At 38.9% G+C, this 24,414-nt stretch carries 21 protein-coding genes and 1 other annotated feature; of the genes, 20 read left to right on the forward strand and 1 reads right to left on the reverse strand.

All coding sequences use genetic code 11. From position 1 onward, the window contains the following. From FC32_RS02980 to cydC, 5 genes are all read left to right on the forward strand, one after another. A partial coding sequence (locus FC32_RS02980) for a Rib/alpha-like domain-containing protein (RefSeq protein ID WP_156399000.1) occupies positions 1–1,189 on the forward strand: 1,189 nt, incomplete at its 5' end. Positions 1,190–1,388: 199 nt separating this feature from the next. Then, positions 1,389–2,819, forward strand: coding sequence for a cytochrome ubiquinol oxidase subunit I (locus tag FC32_RS02985; RefSeq protein WP_025087962.1), 1,431 nt, complete (start codon positions 1,389–1,391; stop codon positions 2,817–2,819). Beyond that, positions 2,820–3,845 (forward strand): cytochrome d ubiquinol oxidase subunit II, encoded by a 1,026-nt coding sequence (cydB, locus tag FC32_RS02990; protein ID WP_056957256.1) that lies wholly within the window; start codon positions 2,820–2,822, stop codon positions 3,843–3,845. Beyond that, entirely contained in the window at positions 3,845–5,569 is a 1,725-nt protein-coding gene (gene cydD, locus FC32_RS02995; protein ID WP_025087963.1) for a thiol reductant ABC exporter subunit CydD, read from the forward strand. Before cydB ends, cydD begins: the two co-directional genes overlap by 1 nt. Continuing rightward, a complete protein-coding gene (gene cydC, locus FC32_RS03000; RefSeq protein WP_056957257.1) occupies positions 5,559–7,304 on the forward strand; it encodes a thiol reductant ABC exporter subunit CydC in 1,746 nt (581 codons plus the stop codon). The genes cydD and cydC overlap by 11 nt, the downstream gene beginning before the upstream one ends. On the opposite strand, the gene FC32_RS03005 is transcribed toward cydC, so the two are convergent. Then, positions 7,305–8,282 (reverse strand): polyprenyl synthetase family protein, encoded by a 978-nt coding sequence (locus FC32_RS03005; protein WP_025087964.1) that lies wholly within the window; start codon positions 8,280–8,282, stop codon positions 7,305–7,307. 86 nt (positions 8,283–8,368) lie between these two features. On the opposite strand from FC32_RS03005, the gene FC32_RS03010 reads away from it, so the two are divergent. The 15 genes from FC32_RS03010 (at position 8,369) to tyrS (ending at position 23,936) form a co-directional block, all read left to right on the forward strand. After that, positions 8,369–9,283 (forward strand): prenyltransferase, encoded by a 915-nt coding sequence (locus tag FC32_RS03010; protein WP_025087965.1) that lies wholly within the window; start codon positions 8,369–8,371, stop codon positions 9,281–9,283. A 13-nt stretch (positions 9,284–9,296) separates the two neighbouring features. After that, complete coding sequence (locus FC32_RS03015; protein ID WP_025087966.1) at positions 9,297–10,505, forward strand: NAD(P)/FAD-dependent oxidoreductase; 1,209 nt, start codon at positions 9,297–9,299, stop codon at positions 10,503–10,505. 239 nt (positions 10,506–10,744) lie between these two features. Continuing rightward, positions 10,745–11,542, forward strand: coding sequence for a (Fe-S)-binding protein (locus tag FC32_RS03020; protein WP_191976287.1), 798 nt, complete (start codon positions 10,745–10,747; stop codon positions 11,540–11,542). Further along, positions 11,543–13,033 (forward strand): LutB/LldF family L-lactate oxidation iron-sulfur protein, encoded by a 1,491-nt coding sequence (locus tag FC32_RS03025; RefSeq protein WP_025087968.1) that lies wholly within the window; start codon positions 11,543–11,545, stop codon positions 13,031–13,033. Next, the gene (locus tag FC32_RS03030; RefSeq protein WP_025087969.1) at positions 13,026–13,757 is read left to right on the forward strand and encodes a LutC/YkgG family protein; all 732 of its coding nucleotides are present in this window, start codon (positions 13,026–13,028) and stop codon (positions 13,755–13,757) included. Before FC32_RS03025 ends, FC32_RS03030 begins: the two co-directional genes overlap by 8 nt. 178 nt (positions 13,758–13,935) lie before the next feature. Further along, entirely contained in the window at positions 13,936–14,307 is a 372-nt protein-coding gene (gene acpS, locus FC32_RS03035) for a holo-ACP synthase (protein WP_025087970.1), read from the forward strand. A gap of 26 nt (positions 14,308–14,333) precedes the next feature. Beyond that, positions 14,334–15,464, forward strand: coding sequence for an alanine racemase (alr, locus tag FC32_RS03040; protein ID WP_025087971.1), 1,131 nt, complete (start codon positions 14,334–14,336; stop codon positions 15,462–15,464). A gap of 62 nt (positions 15,465–15,526) precedes the next feature. Continuing rightward, the gene (locus FC32_RS03045) at positions 15,527–15,778 is read left to right on the forward strand and encodes a hypothetical protein (RefSeq protein ID WP_025087972.1); all 252 of its coding nucleotides are present in this window, start codon (positions 15,527–15,529) and stop codon (positions 15,776–15,778) included. Positions 15,779–15,803: 25 nt separating this feature from the next. Further along, complete coding sequence (locus FC32_RS03050; protein ID WP_025087973.1) at positions 15,804–16,223, forward strand: type II toxin-antitoxin system PemK/MazF family toxin; 420 nt, start codon at positions 15,804–15,806, stop codon at positions 16,221–16,223. Between the two features lie 79 nt (positions 16,224–16,302). Beyond that, positions 16,303–16,941, forward strand: coding sequence for a sugar O-acetyltransferase (locus tag FC32_RS03055; protein ID WP_025087974.1), 639 nt, complete (start codon positions 16,303–16,305; stop codon positions 16,939–16,941). Between the two features lie 142 nt (positions 16,942–17,083). Continuing rightward, on the forward strand, positions 17,084–18,217 hold the full coding sequence (locus tag FC32_RS03060) for an exonuclease SbcCD subunit D (protein WP_025087975.1): 1,134 nt from the start codon (positions 17,084–17,086) through the stop codon (positions 18,215–18,217). Beyond that, complete coding sequence (locus tag FC32_RS03065) at positions 18,198–21,272, forward strand: SbcC/MukB-like Walker B domain-containing protein (RefSeq protein ID WP_025087976.1); 3,075 nt, start codon at positions 18,198–18,200, stop codon at positions 21,270–21,272. The genes FC32_RS03060 and FC32_RS03065 overlap by 20 nt, the downstream gene beginning before the upstream one ends. Before the next feature lie 22 nt (positions 21,273–21,294). Further along, a complete protein-coding gene (locus FC32_RS03070; protein ID WP_025087977.1) occupies positions 21,295–21,876 on the forward strand; it encodes a metal-dependent hydrolase in 582 nt (193 codons plus the stop codon). A 65-nt stretch (positions 21,877–21,941) separates the two neighbouring features. Next, the gene (locus tag FC32_RS03075) at positions 21,942–22,397 is read left to right on the forward strand and encodes a Fur family transcriptional regulator (RefSeq protein WP_025087978.1); all 456 of its coding nucleotides are present in this window, start codon (positions 21,942–21,944) and stop codon (positions 22,395–22,397) included. 44 nt (positions 22,398–22,441) lie between these two features. After that, positions 22,442–22,638: a binding site (T-box leader), on the forward strand. 41 nt (positions 22,639–22,679) lie between these two features. Next, entirely contained in the window at positions 22,680–23,936 is a 1,257-nt protein-coding gene (gene tyrS / locus FC32_RS03080) for a tyrosine--tRNA ligase (protein ID WP_025087979.1), read from the forward strand. Positions 23,937–24,414 lie beyond the last annotated feature (478 nt).

The raw sequence follows: 24,414 nt of genomic DNA on the forward strand, positions 1-24,414 counted from the left end.
AGATGGCTCGAAAGATGACTTACCAGTGCAAGTTAAAGTAGGTAATGATGCCGATGCGGTAACACTAAAGGCAAAAGCTAACGTTCACGCCGCTTTGAACAGCAAATTAACGCCAGAGTCAGTGCTCGATCCAAGTGTAGCTTTGCCACAAGGCACAAAGGTAGCGTGGAAAGTTCCAGTGGATACTACAAAGGTTGGTAGACAAACAGGTACGTTAGAAGTAACATATCCAGATGGTTCCAAGGATGAGTTGCCAGTCAAAGTTAAAGTAGGTAATGATGCCGATGTGGTAACGCCAAAGGCAAAAGCAAATGTTCACGCCGCTTTGAACAGCAAATTAGCACCAGAGTCAGTGCTCGATTCAAGTGTAGCTTTCCCGCAAGGAACAAAGGTAACATGGAAAGTTCCCGTGGATACAAGCAAAGCAGGTATGCAAACCGGCACATTAGAAGTGACGTATCCAGATGGCTCCAAGGATGACCTGCCAGTGCAAGTTAAAGTAGGGACAGATGCCGACGCCGTAACACCAAAAGTTAAAGCAAATGTTCATGCCGCTTTGAACAGTAAATTAACGCCAGAGTCAGTGCTAGATCCAAATGTAGCCTTGCCACAAGGCACAAAAGTAGCATGGAAGACACCAGTGGATACAAGTAAAGCAGGTATGCAAACCGGCACACTGGAAGTAACGTATCCAGATGGCTCGAAAGATGAGTTACCAGTAACTGTTACGGTTGACGGTGGCACAAAGAAAAATACTAAAATGCATGCTGCAGCTTTGAATGCTAATCAAAAGGATCATTCAAATAACAACAATGATCAAGGTACTAATTTAAAGCAAAAACATGAAAAAGCTACTAAGAATGTGGTAAATAATCAGACTCAAGTAGTTTTGAAGGGGAACCAAAAAGAACTTTCATTCAAACAAACTGGCCAAAATGATAGTTCTTTGGAGCGTGAGCCTGAAAAAGGTGCTAAACATGTGGCTAACAACCACAAGCAAGTGGCTTTGGCTAAAATGCGTTCTCAAAGTACGAAGCAAGCTTTAACAAAAGCTACTAAAACTTCAACTGAATTGCCACAAACTGGTGAGAAAAATTCAGCAAGTTTAACGTTATTAGGTCTGGTTGGAGCGCTATTAGGACTCTTTGGCTTGACAGAAGCAACGAAAGGCAAGTCTAAGAAATTTTAATGTGGTTAAATAACTAATCATTAAGCAAAGTTTTATCCAATAAGCAAGGATAAAACTTTGCTTTTTGATTGAAAAATACAAAAAAAAACAAAATATTCAGTATTTAAAAAGTTAAATAATTGAAACCGCTTAGCTTCGGGAGTAAACTTAGTAGTGTATGGAAATCACTTTAAGACATTTTAAGAATGGAGGGATAAAAATGGATATTGTAACTTTAGCTCGTTTTCAGTTTGCAATGACAACGGTGTTCCACTTTTTCTTTGTACCATTTTCCATTGGGACTGCGTTTGTGGTTGCAATTTTAGAAACGCTCTATGTTCGCACTAAAAATGATGCCTATAAAAAATTAGCAAAATTTTGGGGGAATATTTTCTTATTAAGTTTTGCAGTTGGGGTCGTGACCGGTTTGATCCAAGAGTTCCAATTTGGGATGAACTGGTCTGATTACTCACGTTTTATGGGTGATATTTTTGGGGCTCCATTAGCGCTTGAAGCTTTATTGTCATTTTTCATTGAATCTACGTTTATCGGTCTTTGGGTATTTACTTGGGATCGAGTTAAAAAAGGGATGCACTTATTCTTTATCTGGATGACATGTATTGGGACTTTGACTTCAGCCTTGTGGATCTTAACAGCTAACTCATTTATGCAACATCCTGTTGGTTACGCCATTCGTAATGGGCGTGCTGAAATGGTTGATTTCTTTGCCTTACTTCAAAACCCACAACTTTGGTTTGAATATGGGCACGTTATTTTTGCAGCTTTGACAATGGGTGGGGTCATCCTTGCTGGTTTGACTGCCTTCCAAATGTTAAAGAAAGATACTTCTGCGGAAGCAAAGGGTCTTTATAAGAAATCAATGCGTTTAGGTTTAGTAATGGCAACGCTTTTTTCAGCGTTAACGATTTTAGTTGGGGATCTTCAAATGAAGTACTTGATCGAAGAACAACCAATGAAATTTGCTGCAACTGAAGCAGTATATAAAACAACTGGTGATCAAGCACCATGGACATTAGTTGGGATCGCTGATACTAAAAAACATGAAGTAAAATACAACATTGATATTCCAGTCATGCTCAGTGTGTTATCTTACGGTAAGACTACTGGGGCTGTAACAGGGATGGATGAGCTTAACCAACAAATGAAAGAAAAATACGGAACTACGATCAATGGTGTAGAAATGGATTATATTCCACCAGTAAATACACTTTTCTGGAGTTTCCGTGTGATGGCTGGTTTTGGTGCTTGGATCATTTTAGTTTCCATCATCGGCTTGTGGTTAACGCGTAAGAAGAAAGAAACATTGTATCAAAAACGTTGGATGCTTTGGGTCTTAGCGCTTACAACTTTCACACCATTTCTCGCTAATACCGCTGGTTGGTTTATCACTGAATTTGGACGTTATCCATGGACTGTTTACGGTTTATTTACGATCCAACAAAGTATTTCACCAAACGTTTCGGCAACATCATTATTAGTTTCTAACATTGTTTACTTTACTGTCTTTACGGTCTTAGCAATTGTTATGATTGGCTTGGTAAAACGGCAACTTAAAAATGACCCGACCCAAGTTCAAGAACATGATTATGCACAAAAGATCCTCGATCCATTTGATAAGGGGGCGTTTTAAATGAGTTTCTTGCAAGTTTTATGGTTTATTTTGATCGGCGTTTTATTTGCAGGCTTTTTCTTCCTTGATGGATTTGATTTCGGGGTCGGGATGGCGACGCGTTCCTTAGCTCATAATGAAGAAGAACGCACACAAATTATCGAAACAATTGGACCTGTTTGGGACGGCAATGAAGTTTGGTTGATCACAGCTGGTGGGGCGATGTTTGCTTCATTCCCATACTGGTATGCAACTTTGTTTAGTGGCTACTACTTGATCTTACTAATGATTTTATTTGGTTTGATCATCCGTGGTGTTTCATTTGAATTTCGCGTTGCAAGTGCTCCTGAAAAACAACCACTTTGGAGTTGGGCTTTAGCGCTTGGTAGCTTGATCGTACCTTTCTTTTTAGGAGTAATGTTTGTTTCGATGATCCAAGGGATGCCGATTGACGCTAAAGGTAATATGAGTGCTGGTTTCTTTGATTACTTTAACTTAATGTCGATCGTTGGTGGGGTAGCAGTTGTCTTATTATCCTACTTACATGGCTTAAATTATATTGCGCTTAAGACTTTAGGTGATATTCGGGAACGGGCACGTAACTACGCAGAATTTCTTTACTGGATCTTATATGTCGGCTTGGTTGTTTTTGCAATCTTACTATTCTTTAAGACTGATTTCTTCCAAGTTCGCCCGATCGGAACTTTAGTAACCGTTGTTTTGATCGTTTTATTTAGTGTCTTAGGACATGTAGCAACCTTTAAAGGAAATGAAATGGTTGCTTTTATCTCAAGTGGTCTAACGTTTGTTTCCTTAGTTGCGATGATTTTTGTGGGAATGTTCCCACGCGTAATGATCTCAAGCATTAGTGACAAATTTGACCTCTTGATCAATAGTGCTTCATCAACTTCATATACGTTGACTGTTATGACGATCGCTACGGTCTGCTTGCTACCATTTGTATTAGCATATACTATTTGGGCATACTGGATCTTTAGAAAACGGATCGCACTTCCAGCGGTTCAAACTTCGGAGGTCGTTAAATAATGGTCGATAAACTGCTTTTTAAATTAGCAGGAATTAAACAGATCATGGTAAAGCTTGCAGGATTAACATTTCTGCAAGCTTTACTTATCATCGGGCAGGCATTGTTTTTGAGTGCGACCTTAACTAATTTGTGGTTAGGGAAATCTTTGTCTAGCCAAGTGGTAAATATTGTCGGCTTTAGCCTATGCTTTCTTTTTAGGCAAGGGATCGATCTGTTGAATTCTAAAATATTAGATGATTATGCGCGCAAAAGTGCAAAAGATATGCGGAAAAAATTGTTAGAAAAATTATTTGTATTGGGGCCAGAAGTCGTTCAGCAACAAGGAACGGGTAATTTAGTAACTTTAACGTTAGATGGGATCTTTCAAGTTGAAAATTACATCAAATTACTTCTAAGTAAAATGATCGGGATGCTGCTCATTCCAGTGTTGATCTTAATTGTTGCTTTTTGGATGGATCTGACTTCAGGGATCATTATGTTGCTCGTCTATCCGTTGATCGTGTTATTTATGATCATTTTAGGTTTTGCAGCTAAAGCTAAGGCTGATCAACAATTTACGACTTTCCAACGGCTGTCAAACCACTTTATTGACTCATTACGTGGAATCGATACCTTAAAATATTTTGGGTTGAGTCGGCGTTATTCTAGAAGTGTTTACCGTTCAAGTGAAAATTTCCGGAAGTCAACGATGCAAACCTTACGGGTGGCAATGTTATCAACGTTTGCGCTAGATTTTTTCACGACGCTTTCGATCGCAGTGTTAGCGGTCTTCTTAGGCTTGCGCTTAATCGATCAAGAGATGGCACTTTTTTATGCTTTATCGATCTTGATTTTAGCACCTGAGTATTTCTTGCCGATCCGGAACTTTGCTAACGACTATCATGCGACTTTAAATGGAAAAAATTCTTTCCATGCAATTGCAGAATTGATCCATTCACCTGCTCCTAAGAAAGAAGAAGTCGAGCTTACATTATGGCAAAATAAAGATCAATTCCAATTAAATGATGTTTCCTTTGCTTATGATGAACAAAATAAATTAGCACCGCTCAGTTTTGCGGCTTCGGGTTATCAAAAAGTAGGGATCATTGGGATGAGCGGTTCAGGGAAGACAACGTTGATCAATTTGATCAGTGGCTTTTTCACGCCTAATTCAGGTACTTTTAAGGTTCAAGGCCATGAATTAGCCGATTTAAATGCAGCAGCTTGGCGCAAACAAGTGCTTTATATTCCGCAGACACCGTATGTTTTTTCTGATACATTGCGAAACAACATTGCTTTTTATACCCCAGATGTTTCCGATGAAAAAATCTGGCAAGCAATCAAAGTTGTAGGCTTGGAAAAATTAGTAGCTGAACTACCAGATGGTTTAGAAACTCAGATCGGTAGTGGAAAACGTGCTTTATCAGGTGGGCAGGCGCAACGAATTGCGTTAGCTCGGGCCTTTTTGGATCAAAAACGTAAAATTATGATCTTTGACGAACCGACAGCTCACTTAGATATTGAAACCGAATTAGAACTAAAAGAAAAAATGATGCCATTAATGGAAAATAAACTTGTCTTTTTTGCGACCCATCGTTTGCACTGGATGCATCAAATGGATCATATTTTAGTTATGGATGAGGGGCGGTTAGTTGAACAAGGAACTTATGCAGAATTACTTGCCAAAAATGGTTATTTCTGTAAATTACTAAAAGAAATGAGGGGAACCAAAGATGCTGAATAAATTGACTTTTTTTAAAGCACTTCAACGTGACTCATGGGTCAAACCATTCTTGAGACATTACAAAAAAACACTTTGGTTAGCCATCTTTTTAGGGATTTTAACCTTTATTTGTGCAAGTGGTTTGATGTTTATCAGTGGGTATTTGATCACTAAATCTGCGACGCCACCAGAAAATATTTTGCTAGTTTATGTGCCGATCGTTTTGACCCGTGCGTTTGGGATCTTTCGGCCACTCTTACACTACTTAGAACGTTTGACGAGCCATAATTGGGTTTTTAAGATGACGTCAGAGTTTCGTAAGAAGATGTATGACTCGCTTGAACAAGATGCGGTCTTTTTCAATAACAAATATCGGTTAGGTGATATTTTAGGGTTACTTTCTGAAGACGTAGCTCACATCCAAAATTTGTATTTGCGGACACTATTTCCTTTCTTTACGGTTTGTGGTCTCTATGTTTTTATTAGTTTAGGTTTAGGGATCATCTCGCCGTTGTTTGCTTTGTGGATGCTAGTTTTATATGGACTTTTAGTTGTGGCGCTCCCCTTATGGTCAGTGCTTGTTAATGGAGCACGCCAAGAGTATGAAAAGAAAGTCAAGAACTCCCTTTACTTAGATTTGACCGACAATGTTTTAGGCGTGGCAGATTGGATCTTCTCAGAACGAACTGGTGACTATATTAAACGGCATGAAGAAAATGAAGCCAAACTCTTAGACGCACAAGCAAAAATGCGTAAATTTGAGCGAAAACGTGATCTAGTCGGCCAACTTATCTTTTTGGCGATTATTTTAAGTGTTCTTGTTTGGGCAACGAATCGCTTTGGTGGGTCTCAGAGCGAGGCTAGCAACTGGATCGCAGCTTTTGTATTATGTGTCTTTCCGATGGCTGATGCCTTCATGCCCCTATCCAATGCTGCCCAAGAAACAAACGTTTATCTTGATTCGATCGAGCGTTTGAACAAGTTACCTCAACCAAAGGAAAGTCAAAAAATTTCTCAGGTTATAACTGAGCCTTTGACGTTAAAAATTTCCGGGGTAACTTTTGCATATTCCGATGGACATCGTGATATTTTACAAGGGATCAACTTGACGCTTACACCGAAAGAAAAGTTAGCGATCTTAGGGCGTAGTGGTTCAGGTAAAAGCACCTTAGCGAGTCTTATTCGCGGTGATCTAGTACCTACAAAAGGGCAGATCACTTTAAATGGAATCGATGTAACCGAATTTGGCGATGAAATTGCTAAATACATTGGGGTCATTCATCAAACACCGTATTTATTCAATACCACGATCGTTAACAATGTGCGGCTAGGAAATGAAGCTGCTAGTGACCAAGAAGTTTGGGATGTATTAAAACGTGTTGGGTTAGAAAAACTCATCAAAAAACTGCCTCAAGGACTCGAAACAATGGTCGATGAGGCAGGTCTGAGATTTTCTGGCGGTGAACGTCACCGATTAGCGTTGGCGCGCATCTTATTAAAAGATGCACCGATCATTATTTTAGATGAACCCACAGTTGGACTTGATCCGATCACTGAAAGGGCACTTGTAAAGACTTTTATGGAAGTTTTGCAAGATAAAACTTTGATTTGGATCACTCACCATTTACAAGGGGTCGATCAAATGGATAAGATCATCTTTATCGAAGATGGTGAGATCGTCCTTCAAGGTAGTCCCGCTAAACTTAGTCAAAATAAGCGCTATCAAAAATTGAAACAAATTGACGAAGGTTATTGATCACTTTGTCTGTTTGAGCAGGCGCACACTGATTTTTTCTAAGAGATCACGTTGGGTCGAAGCTGGGAGAGCTTTGATTTGGGTCAAAGCTTTGGCAATAAATTTTTCAGCCAGCGCCTTTGCTTTGGTGACACCACCGCGAGCGATGACGATTTGTTTGACTTTTTCCATGTCAGCTTTTGTCATTGCTTGTTTTTTGCTTAGGTATGGCAATAGTTCAGCCCGATGATCTTGTAAGACCATTAGTAGTGGGAGTGAATAGACACCGGTTGCAAGATCTTCCATCACAGGCTTGTTTAAAGTTTTTCCGTCTGAGTAGTCTAAAATGTCGTCAAGCATTTGAAAGCTCAACCCGATATTTTGACCGATACGTTTAGCTAAAGCAACTTCCCGGCGCGAAGCACCACCAAAAAAGGCACCTTCTTGGCAAGCTAAGCTAAAGATTGCAGCTGTTTTGCCGTTGATATTACGCAAATAAGTTAAAAAACTTTGGTCCATATCAAAGCGGGCATTCATTTGGCCGATCTCGCCATTTAAGATCTTATGCATGATTTGGGCATTGACTTGTAGATAAGGTGAAGTATATAAAACTTCTGCAATCAAGCTAAAAAAGACCGTAAATAAAAGGTCACCTGCATAAACGGCAATGTCTTTTCCAAATGAAGATTGGATGCTGACAAGACCACGGCGCTTTGGTGAGTCATCAATGATATCATCATGGATCAAAGTTGCCGTGTGTAAAACTTCGATCGAAGCAGCTAATTTGATCAGGTGTTCATTAGTCTTAGCTGTTGCTGAATTTTTAGCAAAAAGCAATAAAAGGGCCGGGCGTAGATATTTACCCCCGTTATTGGCCATCTTTTGGAGTGCTTTGCTTAATTCGGGATCTGCGACGTTTATTTTTTCATTGATCAAAGCGTTAACGCGCTGTAGATCATCTTTGACTAATGGATATTGTTGCCAAAAATTTAATTTCATTCTTTAAGTTCCTTCCGCAATATTTATCTAGTTTTATTGTACACTATATAGAGAAGACTAAACCAGTACAAAGCGAGGTAATTTGTATGACACTCAAGGTTTTCCTTGAACTTGTAGAAATCAAAGCCAAAACGGCTAGTGTATTTCCGTTTTTGATCGGGGTGTGTTTTAGCTATTATTACTACCACTCTATCAATTGGGAAAATTCGCTACTCTTTTTTATCGCAATGTTTTTATTTAACATGGCGGTCGATGCGTGGGATAATTATAATGATTACCACAATGCATTGGATGAAAAAGACTACAAAAAAAATACCAATATCATTGGCAGAGAGGGACTTTCACCCCGTAAAGTTTTACAAATTTTAATAGTAATGGCAGCAATTGCCACTGTGCTAGGCATTATATTAGTCATTCGCAGTGGTTGGCCGTTATTATTAATGGGGGTCTTTTGTTTTTTAGTTGGGATCTTATATTCTGCTGGGCCAAGACCGCTGTCTAGCTTGCCAGTGGGAGAATTTTTCTCGGGCTTTACAATGGGGATCATGATCACGTTGATCAGTGTTTATCTGAACACTTATCAATTTTTTAGCTTCGATCTACCAATGTTGGGTAGCATTGCCATTATCGCATTACCAAATGCGTTGTGGATCTCAAATTTAATGTTGGCTAACAATCTGTGTGATGTGGAAGAAGATGAGCGAAACGGGCGCTTTACGATCGTGCATTACTTAGGCAAGAAGAAAGCTTTATGGATCTATACGTTAAAAAATATTTTGGCACTTGTGATAGTGTGTCTTAGTCCACTTTTAGGCTTAGCACCTGTAAGTCTGTGGTTTATCTTGTTGGCAGTACCATTCTTTTACCACCAAAATAAATTACTGTGGCACAAGCAAGTGAAAAAAGAAACATTTATCACAGCTGTCAAGACCTTAGCCGTAGGTGCATTTCTTCAATTTAGTTTGTACCTACTGGGGATCATTATTAATTTAGTATTTTAAGGAGTAATCATTTATGAAAAAAATTGTTATTTTAGGGGCCGGTTATGCAGGCTTGCAAACAGCACACAAGTTACAAAAAAAGGTGAAAGGCAAAGCGCAGATCATTTTAGTTGATAAAGACGATTATCACTATGAAACAACAGAATTGCATGAAGTTGCTTCTGGAACGCAACCAGCTTTGAAAATCACTTATCCGATCGCAGATATTGTTGATCCGGAAGTAACGACTTTTATCCAAGATGAAGTAGTGAAGCTTGATGCACCTAAAAAACAAGTTCAGTTAAAACAACATGAAACACTTGACTATGACTACTGTGTCTTAGCCCTTGGGTTTGTCTCAGAAACTTTTGGGATCAAAGGTGCGAGAGAAAATGCACTAGAGATGACTAATATCAAGCAATCACTTGCGATCTATGATCATATCATGGCTTGCATGAAAAAATACCAAGAAACAAAAGATAAACGTTATTTACGCTTAGTCATTTGTGGTGCCGGCTTTACCGGAATCGAATTGGCAGGCGCATTAGCTGAAGGGCGTCCAGAGTACGCTAAAGCTGCCGGAGTATCAGAAGATGAAGTTAAGATCACAGTAGTTGAAGCAGCTACCCGACTCTTACCAATGTTTAGTGAAAAATTGGCCGATTACGGGGTCAAATTGGTTGAAAGCCTAGGTGTAGAATTACTTTGTGGTGCAAAAATCAGTGAAGTTACACCCGAAGCTGTTATTTACGAAAAAGATGATCAAAGTCATGAACTTGAAGCTAAGACGATCATTTGGACTACAGGGGTTTCAGGTAGTCCAGTCGTGGCTGCTTCTGATCTGCAAGAACGTCGGGGACGGGTAGTAGTGACCGACAACTTAACGGACCCTAACGATGATGACCTTTATATTTTAGGTGATGTGGCAGCCGTGATGGATAAAGAAAGTGGTCGTCCTTATCCTACGACTGCTCAGATCGCAACAGTTATGGCAAATTATGCTGCTAAAGATCTTGAATCCAGGTTAAACGGTCAAGGTCATGTGAAAGATCCGTTTGTCTATAAGAGTAAGGGGACAGTTGCTTCTGTAGGTAATACTCATGGCTTTGGGGTCGTGGGAAACTTAGAATTGAAGGGCTATCCAGCTTCCGTTGTGAAAAAGATGATCATGAACAAGTCATTGTATGAGATCGGTGGCATGAAAGAATTGATGGCCAAAGGTCGTTTTGATCTATATCACTAAAAAAATTAATCTATTTTAACTTCAATGATCAGCCTAGTGCTAGTCATTGAAGTTTTTTGTATTAAAGCACTTTTTTTGCGAATTTATTCAATAATAAAAAGCAAATTATGCAAACGTTTTATTGGATTTGGAGTATAATTATCTTGTAACAAGAGTTTATTGGGATTTTTTGATTTAGATAAAATACTGCATAGGCCTTTTAACAAGGAGGTGGGAGTGCATTTTTAATGCACCTACAAATGAAAGTTTGCATTTTTTCAACATGTATCGTTGATTTACTATTCCCGAATGTCGGAAAAGCGATGGTCGAAGTTTTAGAACGTTTTGGTTGTGAAACGGTCTTTCCGAAAGGACAGGTTTGTTGTGGGCAACCGACCTATAATAGTGGGTATAGTAAAGAAACGATCAAAACATTTTACAACGAGATCGATGCACTTTTAAGTGTTGAGGCTGACTATATCGTGGGGCCCTCAGGCTCATGTGTAGCGATGCTAAAAGAATATAAAGACATTTTAAAAGACGATCCCGCTTATGCTCAAAAAGCGCAGATCTTATATGATAAAACATATGAATTTACGCAGTTTATTTACCGAGTTTTGGGAATTTTAGATTGTGGCGCTCAACTTGATGCGACCGCAACATTTCATCGGTCGTGTCATATGACGCGTCTGTTAAAGGAACGGACGGCACCTTTTGTTTTACTCGATCATGTTAAAGATTTAAAAATGATCCCGCTTAATAACGTACAGTTATGTTGTGGCTTTGGGGGAACATTTTCCGCCAAAGAACCCGAGATCTCAGAAGCAATGGTCGATGATAAAGTCAATAATATTGTGGCTACCAAGGCGCAAGTATTGATCGGGGCTGACCAAGCTTGCTTGATGAATATTGGTGGGCGCATGAATCGGCGTGGGGAAAAGATCAAGGTCATGCATATTGCCGAAGTTTTAAACCATAACGTTGATCTAAAGCGCGTAAAATATGTCAAAGATACTGACCATCAAATGGTACCAGCCAATGGAAGCGGGGTGTTTTAAATGGGGCTAAAGACAAGTAATCTTACGTTTGACGAACGTGTAAAAAAAGCAAAACAAGATAAGTTTATGCAAGCTGCGGTTGGCAAAGCCCAAGATGCTCAGTTTGAAAAACGAACACGTGCCCGTGAAGAGTTAGGCAATTGGAATGGTTGGCGTGATTTAGGCGAACAAATTCGTCAACATGTAATCAAATATTTACCCGACTATTTAGAAGAATTTAGTGCAAATATCGAAAAAAATGGGGGTCATGTTTACTTTGCAAAAACGGATGTTGATGCGACTAACTATATCAAACAAGTTGCTAAAGAAAAGCAGGTAAAAAAGGTGGTCAAATCTAAGTCAATGGTTACCACTGAGATCGATCTTGATAAGGAATTGTTGAAACTTCCAGGGCTTTCGTTAATGGAAACTGACTTAGCTGAATTTATTTTGCAAGAAGATAATTGGGATGAACCAACACATATTGTTTTCCCGACCTTGCATAAAAATCGTGATCAAGTGCGCGAAGTCTTTCAAAAAATCGGCTATACTGGCGATAATGATCCCGAACATATGGGCAGATTTGCGCGTAAATATTTACGACAATACTTTATGGAGGCAGATCTAGGAATTACCGGCTGTAATTTTGCAATCGCTGATAATGGGATGATCAATTTAGTTACTAATGAAGGTAACGCAGACTTAACGATGGCTTTACCTAAAACTCAGATCGTAGTCATGGGGATGGAGCGGATCGTTCCGAGCTTAAAAGAAGCTGAAGTTTTAGATAATTTGTTATGTCGGAGTGCTGTCGGGCAAAAGTTAACAAGTTATTGTACATTTAGTGCCGGTAAGTTGGCTGATGAATTAGACGGACCAGAAGATTTTCACGTAGTTATTCTTGATAACGGACGTTCGAATGCTTTAAATACTGCTTTTGAGCCGATCTTACAATGTATCCGCTGTGGCGCGTGTTTAAATGTATGTCCTGTTTACCGCCAGATTGGGGGGCAAGGTTATGGGTCGATTTATCCTGGACCAATGGGGAAAGTTTTATCCCCGGTACTTGATGGTGGTTACGAAAACTTTGGGGAATTACCTTATGCATGTAGCTTATGTGGTGCATGTAGTGAAACTTGTCCCGTTAAGATCCCGCTACACGAGCTGATCTTAGAGCATCGTAAAGTTGAAATGAATAAGTTGCACCTAGATCACAGTTTGAATAACGTGATTTTTAAGACGATCAGTGTAGGAACAAAGACGCCAATTTTATTTAAGGGTGCTTTATTGGGTGAACACTTAGCGCTGAAACCATTTTCCAATAAAAAAGAAAATAGTGTAGAAAATCTTTATCCTGAAGGCAAGGTTGATAAGGTGCCAAAAATTGCCCCAAGTTTGATCCATGGTTGGGTCGATGTGCGCGACTTGGCAGAACCACCTAAAGTAAAAGAAAATTTCCGACATTGGTATGACCGACATCAAAAAGAAAAGCGGGGTGAAATAAATGGCTGAAGTATTAAAGGCAAATGATCCTAAAAACCGGGAAGATTTTTTAGATGCGATCGCTAAAAAAGCAAACCGTCCTCGCCATGAGTTAAAAAATGATCCGCTTAAACTTTTAAATGATCTACCAGAAACGACCTTAGCGGATAAAACGCCAGCTGAATTGCTGGACCTGGCAAAAAAGAATAGTGAGTTGATCCATGTTGATTTTAAAACGGTAAAAGCAGACCAGTTGGCAGCGAATTTAACGAAATTTATTGAAGAAAAAGAGATAAAAAGCTTAATGTTGCCAAGTTTTGCTGCCGATAAGTGGGCCGATTTTGAGATCTTAGATTGGAAAGATGAGCTAGAACTTGAGCACTTATATTTTTGGGATGAAGCAAATGGGCGTGACAATTTGATCAATGCGGACAAAAGTGACGCGGCGATTGGCTTTGCTGATTATTTATTAGCTGAGTCAGGCACGATCACCGCGGCCACGGTCAAAGAACAAGGGCGTGGCTTTCATTTTTTGCCGACGCATTATTTAGCTATAGTTCCACAAAGTAAAATCTTACCGCGGATGCGTCAAGCAATTGATCGTTATGATGAAGCGCTAAAGCAAGATAAACTAAAAACATCTAACATTAATTTTATTTCGGGACCTTCTAACTCCGGTGACATTGAAATGGTCTTGATCGTTGGGGTCCATGGACCGCTAGATATGACCTATGTCGTAATTGAAGATCGCTAGAAAAAAGACCTAGTATGAAGTGATTTTTGAGTTAGCCTGTTATGCCAGCTTGATAGATCAGCTTTAAACTGAGGTCTTTTTTACTTCTTTGATAATACTTGATTAGCTTAGCTATAAAAAGTATTATTATCTATGGGAAAAATAGGTGATTTTAAAACTAGAGCGGGAGTGAAAATAAGTGATCGTAGGAATTGGAAATGACCTTGCTAATATTACACGTGTCCAAGCGATGCAAGCCAAGTTACCAAAAACCGTCAATAAGATACTGACACCAGCTGAGATTGCAGTTTTTGAGAAAATGGCGCCAAAACGTCAAGGTGAATTTTTAGCTGGACGCTTTTCGGCTAAAGAATCCTACAGTAAAGCTTTAGGTACAGGTATCGGCAAGCATGTTAGTTTTTTAGAATTAGAAATTTTAAATGACTCACATGGAAGACCATATTTCGCGAAACATCCGCTAAAAGATGAGTGCATTGCCCATATTTCGATCACTCATACTGATCACCATGTAGCAACGATGGTTGTTTTGGAAAAGCGTGAAAATAGATAAATCGATAAAGAGAGAAGATGAATGAGATGGTGGTAGGCTTACATCGAAATGCGCAAGTAAAGGTCGACTTAGGGGCGATCAAGCATAATATTTCCGCTGAATTAAAACGAATGGGAAAAGAACAAGAACTTTTCGCCGTGGTCAAAGCAAATGCTTATGGTCATGGGATCATTCCGGTTGCTAAGGCAGCTAAAGAAGCAGGAGCAACTGGTTTTTGTGTGGCTCTGATTGATGAAGGTATAGCTTTGCGGCAAGCAAATTTAGCAGGAACCATTTTGATCTTAGGTGTCACCCCGGCTAAAGATGCTGTTTTAATGGCTGAAAACGAGCTTTCAACTGCAGTAGGTGATTTGGAGTTTTTACAAACTAGTGCACCGTTATTAGCACAAGCGGGGAAAAAATTAAAGGTTCATCTAGCGCTTGACACTGGCATGGGTCGGATCGGTTTTTGCAAGCAAGCTACGCTAAAACAGGCCCTTGATTTTTTAGCCAAACATCCTAAGGAATTTGAATTTGAAGGGATTTTTACGCATTTTGCGACTGCTGATGCTAAAGATGAAAGTCACTATCAAAAACAACTTGCGAAGTTTAATGAATTGATGGCAGTTGTTAGTCATAAACCACGTTACGTTCATGTTGCCAATTCAGCTGCTGCCATGTGGCATGATGATTGTGGCGGTAATGTTATTCGGTACGGGATCACGATGTATGGGCTAAATCCTTCAGGGGATGAATTAACGTTACCAACAACGATCAAACCTGCTTTGAGTTTTGAAAGTGAACTCGTTTTTGTTAAGCAATTAGTTCCCGGCGATACCGTGGGTTATGGTAAGACGTATACCACAAAAACGACTGAATGGGTCGGAACAGTGCCAGTAGGCTATGCAGATGGCTGGTTACGTCGCATGCAAGGCTATCACGTGTTGATCGCAGGCGAGTTATGTGAAATCATCGGCAGAGTCTGCATGGATCAATTTATGGTTCGTTTGCCCCGTAAATTACCGTTAGGGACTAAAGTTACGCTGATCGGTCAAGATGGTACTAAACAAGTGACTGCGCAAATGGCAGCCCAATATGCAAAAACAATTAATTATGAGATCGTCTGCAATTTGTCAGAGCGTTTACCACGCTATTATGAAAATAATGGTGTAAACTAGAAGTATACTTTTTGACATGTTTGTGATAAGATTTCCATATTATTGGTCACGGAGGATTAGTCATGGTGGAAGATGATTTGAGGAAGAGAAATACCGTGTTGAAATACCAAAATATCAAGGAATTTTGTGAATTTTACACAATTGAAGTCAGTGAAATTGCAAGTCATCCTGAATATGCTGCTCGGATTGAAAAGTATCATGAATCATTAGATGAATTGATCGTGGGATACAGTCAAATGGGTGGTTTAAATCAGGAGATCTGTAGTATTTTCGGCAAATGTGATTTTGATGCCGATTATGGTGTGGTGGACTAACAAATACTTTAGAGAGAGTGATCCTATGGTTAAGGAATTGGTAAAAAGAGGAGATATCTTTTATGCCGACTTGTCACCAGTAGTGGGATCAGAACAAGGTGGTATGCGCCCTGTTCTAGTGATTCAAAACAATATTGGTAATAAATTTAGTCCTACAGTGATTGTGGCAGCGATTACGTCGAAGATCTCTAAACCTAAGATGTTAACTCATGTAGCTTTAAAAGCTGCCCCTAAAGGGAAAAAAGGTTTAGAAAAAGATTCGGTCGTATTGCTAGAGCAGTTACGTACGCTAGATAAGCAACGTTTGCGCGACAAGATATCTCATATTGATAATGCAACAATGGCGTCGGTCGACTATGCGCTTAAGGTAAGTGTTGGTCTGATCGATATACATAATAAAAATAATGCCAACGAAAAGAAAAAAATAAAGGTATCTAATCGCTAATTAAAGATGCTAGGGATTTTTTCCTAGCATCTTTAATTGTATTAAGCTACTTAATATATGTAAGAAAGGGATGGGGAAGATGGAAGACTTTGATTATCAACAAATGTTAGCAGGAGAACTTTACGTAACAAGTGAAATTTTGCCACAAAATAATGCGCGCCAAGGAAAAATGATTGCCCAACAGATCAATCAAATACCAATCGAAGATAAGGCTAAAATTCAAGAATTGGTTAAAAAACTATTTGGCAAAACAGGCAAAGATCCATATATCACACCGCCTGTTTATGTTGATTATGGTCGGCATGTGAGTGTAGGTGATAATTTTTATGCTAACTTTGACTGTATTTTTTTAGATGTTAATCGCATCACAATCGGCGATAACGTAATGTTTGGACCACGTGTTGGACTCTATACTGCGGGTCATCCCCTTGATAGTAAAGTACGCAATGAGGATCAATTGGAATTTGGCTTACCGATCACGATCAAGGATAATGTCTGGTTAGGTGGCAATGTTTGTGTTTTACCAGGGGTAACGATTGGGGAAAACTCGGTCATCGGGACTGGAGCAGTAGTCACTAAAGACATTCCCGCCAATAGCGTAGCCGTAGGGAACCCTGCCAAAGTTGTTAAAACTTTAGGAGAAAAGGAACGCAAATATTGGGAGAAAAAACGTGCTGAGTATTTTGCGGCTAAGCAAAAGTTTCTAGCAGATAAGTAAAGTAAGTTAAGACTGGGAAACCATTATTGATAAGAATTGGCAACGATTTGGCCAACTCTTATAGTAGTTTAGGTTTCCCAGTCTTTTTCATGTTATAATATTGACAATAATAACGAACAAGAGTTTGAATTGAGGTGAGTCTATGCGTTTTTTACATACAGCTGATTGGCATATCGGTAAAAAACTCCATGATTATTCTTTAGTGGAAGAACAAAAAGATGCATTTGAACAGATCAAACAGATCGCCAAAGAAAAAGCGGTCGATGCGGTTGTGGTTGCTGGAGATCTCTATGATCGCTCGTTACCAAGTGAGACATCGGTTGCATTAGTGAATGAAATGTTACAAGAATTGAATTTACAGGCTAAATTGCCCCTATTGGTCATAAGTGGTAACCATGACTCGGCTACGCGCTTGGCTACGGGGAGTGATTGGTTTAAACAGACCGACTTTTATTTGCATACTAGTTTAGCTGAAGCTTTTGAACCAGTTGAATTTGCCGATACGCAGTTTTTCTTATTACCATATTTTGAGATGCAAGCAGCACGCAATTATTTTGAAACTGAAACGCTGACTAATTTAAACGAAGCGATGAAGTTGATCGTAGCTGAGTTAGAAAAGAAATTTGATCCGGCCAAAAAACACGTTTTAGTAGCACATTTTTTTGCGGTGGGAAGCTTAAAGACCGATTCGGAAACAAAATTAGAGATCGGCGGACTGGATGCTGTTTCGCCTGAGCTGTTTGAAAAATTTGATTATGTTGCTTTAGGGCATCTGCATGATAGAAATGCTTTGAAAGCTGAACGTGTCCGTTATAGTGGTTCACTTTTAAAATATTCGATCTCTGAGGCAAAGCGCCCAAAAGGAGTGTGGCTAATTGACACTGATCCGTTTACTTGTGAAGGGCTCGAGTTGACACCATTAAATGATGTCAAGGTCTTGTGTGATTCGTATGAAAATTTGACGACTGAAGGCTATCAAAAAGTTGGGCAACATGACTATATTTCGATTGAATTGACCGATGAACAACCAATTTTAGATGTTGTTGGTAAATTACGGCAATATTTTCCACAATTATTGGATGTTCGCCGTAAGCATAAAAAGAATCATGCTAAAAAGATAATTCAAGTGGAACAAAAAACGCCCCTTGAATTATTTGATGATTTTTTCTTGCAAGTAACGGGCAAAGAACCCACTAAATTACAGCAAAAATGGGCGCGCGAAAGTCTCTTGGAAATAACGAAAGCAGGTGAACCAAATGAGACCACTCAAGATTAGCTTACAAAATTTTGGCCCGTATGTAGATGAGACGGTAGATTTCACTCGCTTTTTTGAGGCCCCACTTTTCTTGATCACAGGACCAACGGGGAGTGGTAAAACAACGATTTTTGATGGGATGTGCTATGCACTTTTTAATGAAACGTCGGGGAAAAAACGCTCAGGGGCGCAATTGCGTTCAGATTTTGCTAGTCCCCAAGATGAAACAAGCGTTGAATTTGTATTTGAACATCAAAATAAAACCTATACGATCAAACGCTGGCCTAAGCAATTTCTCACTGGTAAAAACGGTAAAGTACATGAGAAAAAAGCCAAGGTCGAATTGACTTATCGTGAATTAGATGGTGAAAAAAAGGCTATTACAAAGATTCCAGAAGCCAAACGATTTATTGACGAACTTTTGCATTTGACAGCGGAGCAATTTACCAAAGTGATCTTGTTGCCCCAAGGACAATTTCGCAATTTCTTAGCCGCTGATAGTGGGGAAAAAGAAACTGTTTTACGTAATCTTTTTGGGAGTGAGTTGTTTGAACAGTGGACCGATTTATTAAAAGCTAAATTTAAACAAGCTAACGAAAAGTATCAAACTAAAGAACAAGAATTAAAGAATTTAATGGAGCAAGCGGATTTTGCCAGTGAAACAGAGGCGCCAGCAGTGTGGCAAACTGAGTTAAAACAATGGCTAACCACTAAAAATGAGCAGTTGGCTGAATGGCAAGCAGAACTAATAACTAAAAAGCAACTTAGTGAAGACTTACAGCAACAATTGCTAACTGAACAAGAATTGGCGACAAAGATCACACAGCTAGCGACCATAAATGAGCAACTAATGACGCTAGAAACTAAACAAACTGAACAAGAGCAAATAAAAGCTCAAATCGTTAGTTTAAAATGGGCTCAAAAACAACAGCCTTTAGTCGATGAGCTTCGTAAAACGCAACGTGAATTGGCAACTTTGGCCCAAAAGATCCCCGAAAAAAGCGAACAACAACGGTTAGAACAACAAAGGGCAAAACAATTAGCGACTGATTTAGCAAAACAGCGAGAAAATGCCGCTAACATCGAACAACAACGTTATGAAATGCAGAATCTATCTGCAAAATTAGGATTATATCAAGAAGTAAAAGAGTTGTTCGTGCAGCTAAATGAAGCTAAGCAAAAAGAACAGCAATCTTTAGAAAAATATACTACGGCAAACACAAAAATCGCTGAGATCAACGAACAGCTTGCTCAAATAAAGCTAGCGCTAAACGATGGAGCTGACTTAGAGCAAGAAAAATATCGCATGGCTACTAAGTTGGTTGAAATTACCAAGTTAGACCAAAAAAGTAGTGACTTACAACAACGAGCAGCTAAATTAAAAACTGATAATGAAGAACTTGTTAAAGCAACTAAAGCTGCTGAAACAGCAACAACTAAGGCACGAGCACTTGAAAATGAATTAGCGCAGATCTACTTAAATAAATTCATTCAACAGTTGTCAGCGGGGAAGCCTTGTCCCGTTTGTGGTAGTTTAGAACATCCTCATCCAGGCGAGATCCATAGTGAGACGCAGATCAGTGAAGCAGATGTCAAAAAAGCACGTGCTACGATGAATAAATTAGTTCAAACTAAGGCTGCATTGGCATCTAGTTACGCAGAACGACAAACTGAGTATGAAAAACAATTTACTGAATTTAGCAAAAAAGTGCGTGAACTTACTGCCAAAGATGATTTGACCGCTAAAAGTGAACTTGCCGAGCTAGTGACCGTTTTACGGAAATTTGCGCACGAACTTGACCAAAAACACGCCAACTTAGTGCAAAAGTTAGCTTTCTTAGCTGAACAAAAGGCAAAACAAAGTGAGTTAGAAAAAGAATTAGTACAGCAAACTGAGCTAGTAGAAACATTTAAGACACAGCAACAAGAGTATCGTTTGCAAAAACAAACGTTGACGACTAAATGTGCTGAAAAACAACAACAACTGCCACGTGAATATGCTGATCAAAATACGGCTGAAAAACAAGTTGAGCTTTGGCAAAAAGACATTCTAGCTTATGAGCAACAAACACAGCAACTTGAAACAGCTTTAAAAACAGCCGAACAGGCGCAGTTGACCTTAGCGACAGAAGTGAAAAGTTTAACTGACCGCCAACAAACACTCCTTGAAACAAGTACAGCTTTACAAACAGAACTTAATGAGAACTGTACTTTGGCGAATAAAACTTTAACAAAACTAGAAGAATTATTAGCAAAAGTCGATGAGCTAGAGACTTTAGAAGAAAAAGTGGCTAAATATCAACAAGAACTAGCAACGGTCAAGGGGCAGACGATGACGCTAACGGCTCAAATTGCGCAACGACCAATGCCAAAACTTGAACAGACAAGCGAAAAATTAGCTCAAGCTAAAGAAAAAGTAACTCAGCTCCAAGAAAAGATCAGTGCCTTAACTTTACAGGTAACTTTGAAACAAGGAGTCTATGAAAAAGTTCACAAGATTTTATTGGCTCAAGCAGATAAATTAGCTGAATTGAGTCAATTGAAAGAATTAGTTGATGCGATCTCAGGTAAGGGCGAACAAAAATTAGGGTTTGAACGTTATATTTTGCAAACCTATTTACAAGAAGTTTTAGTGACTGCCAATGAGCGCTTAACACAGTTAACAAATGGTCGTTATGAATTGTGCCTAAATGAAGAAATTGGACGAGGCGCGTCAAGCACAGGGCTTGAGTTAGATATTTACGATGAGCATGCTGGGAAACGGCGAAGCGTGCATACCTTATCTGGGGGAGAAAGCTTTTTAGCTGCTTTGGCACTTGCTTTAGCTTTAGGTGAAGTCATTCAAAAGAAGAGTGGTGGGATCCAAATCGAAGCGCTCTTTGTGGATGAAGGTTTTGGTTCACTTGATCAAAATGCGCTCCAATCTGCTTTGGAGATCTTACAATCGATCGAAGGACAAAATCGCATGGTGGGGATCATTAGCCATGTGACCGAATTACAAACGCAATTACCTTATCAATTGCAAGTGGTCGCTACCGGCGAACGTAGTACTTTACGCTATCGAACCGAAAGATAAATGTTAGATTTGAGGAAAAAAGATGCAGTACAAAACACATATAACAACATCATTAGCACTTGGGCTTCCCTTAATGGCAGCTGTTGATCAAGTGACCGTGATCAATACGATAGCCTTAGTCTGTGGCAGTGTTTTGCCAGATATTGATCACCCCAAATCGTTTATTGGCAAACGTAATCAAGTGGTCAGCAAAGTTACTAATAAGACCTTGGGGCACCGTGGAGCAACGCACTCACTTATCGTTGCGTTAGGGATCTATCTTTTAGCGCTCTTTTTAGCGCACACTTATTTATCGCAGAAGGCTGAATTTGTCCCTTTTTGGCTTTTATGTGGCTATTTGTTGCATCTATGTGAAGATAGCTTTTCTAAAAATAGTATTCGGTGGTTTTGGCCTTTTTCTAAAGTTAAGCGGAGTTCGCGTAAGCGGCTGTTATATTATCGCACGGGTACTGTGAGTGAGTATCTCATTTTAGGTTTTATGCTTTGTTTACTACTGATCGAGATAAATCTTTTATATATAGGACAATTAGATAAATTGTTCACGGGACCGCCCTTAGTTTATTTAAAAACTTTTATTGTTAAGGCTCAGACTTTTAATTTTTGAAGATTTGAAGTATCATCTAATTGAATTTAAAATTGCTGCTGGAACACATGGAAGGGATGAAGGCAATGAAGGATCAAGCAGTTTTGGTAGCTGCGGCGCAAAAATTAAAACAGCATAATATCAAAGCAACACCGCAACGACAGGGAATATTAGCTTATTTGATGAGTTCAAGCGAACATCCATCGATCAACATGATCCATCAATACCTTTTAAAAGAAGATTATAAAGTAAGTTTAGCAACGGTTTATAATACTTTAGAACTATTGAGTGCTGCTGAGTTAGTGACTGAAGTGACGATCGATAGTGCCGGACATGTCCGGTATGATTATTTTGAAGAACCTCATTATCATATGATTTGTTTGAACTGTGGTCGCATTGATGATATTTACGATGATTGTTATTTGAAATTAGAAGAGTTAGCAGCCAAAGAAAGTGGTTATCAAGTGATCAGTAGTTATTATGATGTTCATGGAATTTGTCCAAATTGTCAGCAAAAACAGCAGAATCAACAAAAGGACTAGTTATTCATAAAATGTTTATGTTATAATCTAGCTTGATATTAATTTAACTTGTGATGAAATAGATAGTAGTAAGATGTATCCCTTTTTTAGAGAGCTACTAGTGCTGGGAGGTAGCATAAATACATGTTATGAAGTACACTATGGAGCAAAAAACGGGTCATTCCGATATCGATGACGAAGGTGGCTACTCACTTTTAGGGTAGCAATCTGGGTGGTAACGCGGAATCAATTCGTCCCTGATGTTTTTTCATCAGGGACTTTTTTTTATAAAAGGAGGATATTATGGAAAACATTTTAGAAGAATTAAAATGGCGTGGTGCTGTGAACCAAGTTTCTGATGAAGCTGGTTTGGAAAAATTATTAGCCGAAAAATCGGTGGGAGTATATTGTGGGGTCGATCCTACGGGAGATAGCTTACACATTGGCCACTTGATTCCTTTCATGATGCTCAAACGTTTCCAAATGGCAGGACATCGCGCACATATTGTGATCGGTGGTGGTACTGGTTCGATCGGTGATCCATCTGGTAAAAATTCAGAACGTAAATTACAAACAATGGAACAAGTTCACCATAACGAAGTTGCTTTGACAGCACAAATGAAAAAGCTTTTTGGAAAAGATAACATTACGATCGTTAATAACTATGACTGGTTAAAAAATATCAGCTTGTTAAGCTTTTTGCGCGACTATGGTAAATTATTTAACTTAAACACCATGTTGAATAAAGAAGTGGTGGCAAGTCGTTTAGAAGTAGGGATCTCTTATACCGAATTTACCTACCAAATCTTGCAATCGATCGATTTTCATCATTTATTAAAAGAAAATGATGTGCAATTGCAGATCGGTGGGGCTGATCAATGGGGCAACATTACTGCTGGGATCGATTTGATCCATAAAATGGAAGGCTCTGACACTCAAGCGTATGCTTTAACGATTCCATTGATGTTAAAAGCTGATGGAACTAAATTTGGTAAAACCGCTGGTGGTGCAGTTTGGCTTGATCCAGAAAAAACAACGCCATACGAATTTTACCAATTTTGGCTGAACCAAGATGACCGCGATGTTATTAAATATTTGAAATACTTTACTTTCTTGGATGAAGCAGAAATCACTGACTTAGCTAAAAAACTTGAAGAACATCCAGAACGTCGTGAAGCTCAACGCCGTTTGGCACGTGAAGTTACTGCTTTTGTTCATGGGGATGAAGCAGTTGTTCAAGCTGAAAATATCTCCAAGGCTCTTTTCTCAGGTGAAGTAACGACCTTAACTGCCGCTGAGATCGAACAAGGCTTTAAAAACATGCCAACCGTTGAAATCAGTAGTGAGCCAGAAAATATTGTAGAGTGGTTGGTAAATACAGGTATTGAAAAATCCAAACGTCAAGCCAGAGAAGATGTTACCAATGGTGCAATCTATATTAACGGTGAACGGGTGCAAGATTTAGAAGCAATGATCGATCCTGCTACAAACTTCGATGGTAAATTTGTAATTGCTCGTCGGGGTAAAAAGCGTTATTTCTTAGGACGTGTAACTAAATAAAAGTTAAAAAACTTTCTTTAGCGTGAAGTTAAAGAAAGTTTTTTTGTGCTTGAGAAAATTTTTTGAAAAATAGTGAATGTCAAGTTTTTTACTTCATGTAAAGCTTTTCTTTTTGGTGTTTTTAAATCTTTGCTAGTTAAAAGCGAACAATTATATTTTTATTTAGATTTAGTTCGGATATTACTCAAATAAAATGGAATATTATGCATAAATTTTTTTAAGATAGGGTTGACGTTTCTTGAAAAAATGAGTATAGTATTTCTTGTCGTTAAGGCACTGAATCAAGTGCTTAGATAGTTGATCAAAAATAATTTAAAATTTATGGTTGACATTAGATTTGGTTGTTTGTTATAATGATTAAGTCATCACGACAATAAGTTAAATTAATTTTTATTCAATTAAACGTATAAAAATTAAGCAATGTAGATCTTTGAAAACTGAACAAAGTTTCGATAAGCAAATGTGCAGGGTCTCTTAT

The organism is Ligilactobacillus apodemi DSM 16634 = JCM 16172 (assembly GCF_001434405.1).
Classification (GTDB): Bacteria; Bacillota; Bacilli; order Lactobacillales; family Lactobacillaceae; genus Ligilactobacillus; species Ligilactobacillus apodemi.

Excerpts from the sequence above, each read along its gene's own strand:
- FC32_RS02985 (WP_025087962.1), top strand. The coding sequence starts at position 1,389 with ATGGATATTGTAACTTTAGCTCGTTTTCAGTTTGCAATGACAACGGTG.
- cydB (WP_056957256.1), top strand. The coding sequence starts at position 2,820 with ATGAGTTTCTTGCAAGTTTTATGGTTTATTTTGATCGGCGTTTTATTT.
- cydD (WP_025087963.1), top strand. The coding sequence starts at position 3,845 with ATGGTCGATAAACTGCTTTTTAAATTAGCAGGAATTAAACAGATCATG.
- cydC (WP_056957257.1), top strand. The coding sequence starts at position 5,559 with ATGCTGAATAAATTGACTTTTTTTAAAGCACTTCAACGTGACTCATGG.
- FC32_RS03005 (WP_025087964.1), bottom strand. The coding sequence starts at position 8,282 with ATGAAATTAAATTTTTGGCAACAATATCCATTAGTCAAAGATGATCTA.
- FC32_RS03010 (WP_025087965.1), top strand. The coding sequence starts at position 8,369 with ATGACACTCAAGGTTTTCCTTGAACTTGTAGAAATCAAAGCCAAAACG.
- FC32_RS03015 (WP_025087966.1), top strand. The coding sequence starts at position 9,297 with ATGAAAAAAATTGTTATTTTAGGGGCCGGTTATGCAGGCTTGCAAACA.
- FC32_RS03020 (WP_191976287.1), top strand. The coding sequence starts at position 10,745 with ATGAAAGTTTGCATTTTTTCAACATGTATCGTTGATTTACTATTCCCG.
- FC32_RS03025 (WP_025087968.1), top strand. The coding sequence starts at position 11,543 with ATGGGGCTAAAGACAAGTAATCTTACGTTTGACGAACGTGTAAAAAAA.
- FC32_RS03030 (WP_025087969.1), top strand. The coding sequence starts at position 13,026 with ATGGCTGAAGTATTAAAGGCAAATGATCCTAAAAACCGGGAAGATTTT.
- alr (WP_025087971.1), top strand. The coding sequence starts at position 14,334 with ATGGTGGTAGGCTTACATCGAAATGCGCAAGTAAAGGTCGACTTAGGG.
- FC32_RS03045 (WP_025087972.1), top strand. The coding sequence starts at position 15,527 with ATGGTGGAAGATGATTTGAGGAAGAGAAATACCGTGTTGAAATACCAA.
- FC32_RS03050 (WP_025087973.1), top strand. The coding sequence starts at position 15,804 with ATGGTTAAGGAATTGGTAAAAAGAGGAGATATCTTTTATGCCGACTTG.
- FC32_RS03055 (WP_025087974.1), top strand. The coding sequence starts at position 16,303 with ATGGAAGACTTTGATTATCAACAAATGTTAGCAGGAGAACTTTACGTA.
- FC32_RS03060 (WP_025087975.1), top strand. The coding sequence starts at position 17,084 with ATGCGTTTTTTACATACAGCTGATTGGCATATCGGTAAAAAACTCCAT.
- FC32_RS03065 (WP_025087976.1), top strand. The coding sequence starts at position 18,198 with ATGAGACCACTCAAGATTAGCTTACAAAATTTTGGCCCGTATGTAGAT.
- FC32_RS03070 (WP_025087977.1), top strand. The coding sequence starts at position 21,295 with ATGCAGTACAAAACACATATAACAACATCATTAGCACTTGGGCTTCCC.
- FC32_RS03075 (WP_025087978.1), top strand. The coding sequence starts at position 21,942 with ATGAAGGATCAAGCAGTTTTGGTAGCTGCGGCGCAAAAATTAAAACAG.
- tyrS (WP_025087979.1), top strand. The coding sequence starts at position 22,680 with ATGGAAAACATTTTAGAAGAATTAAAATGGCGTGGTGCTGTGAACCAA.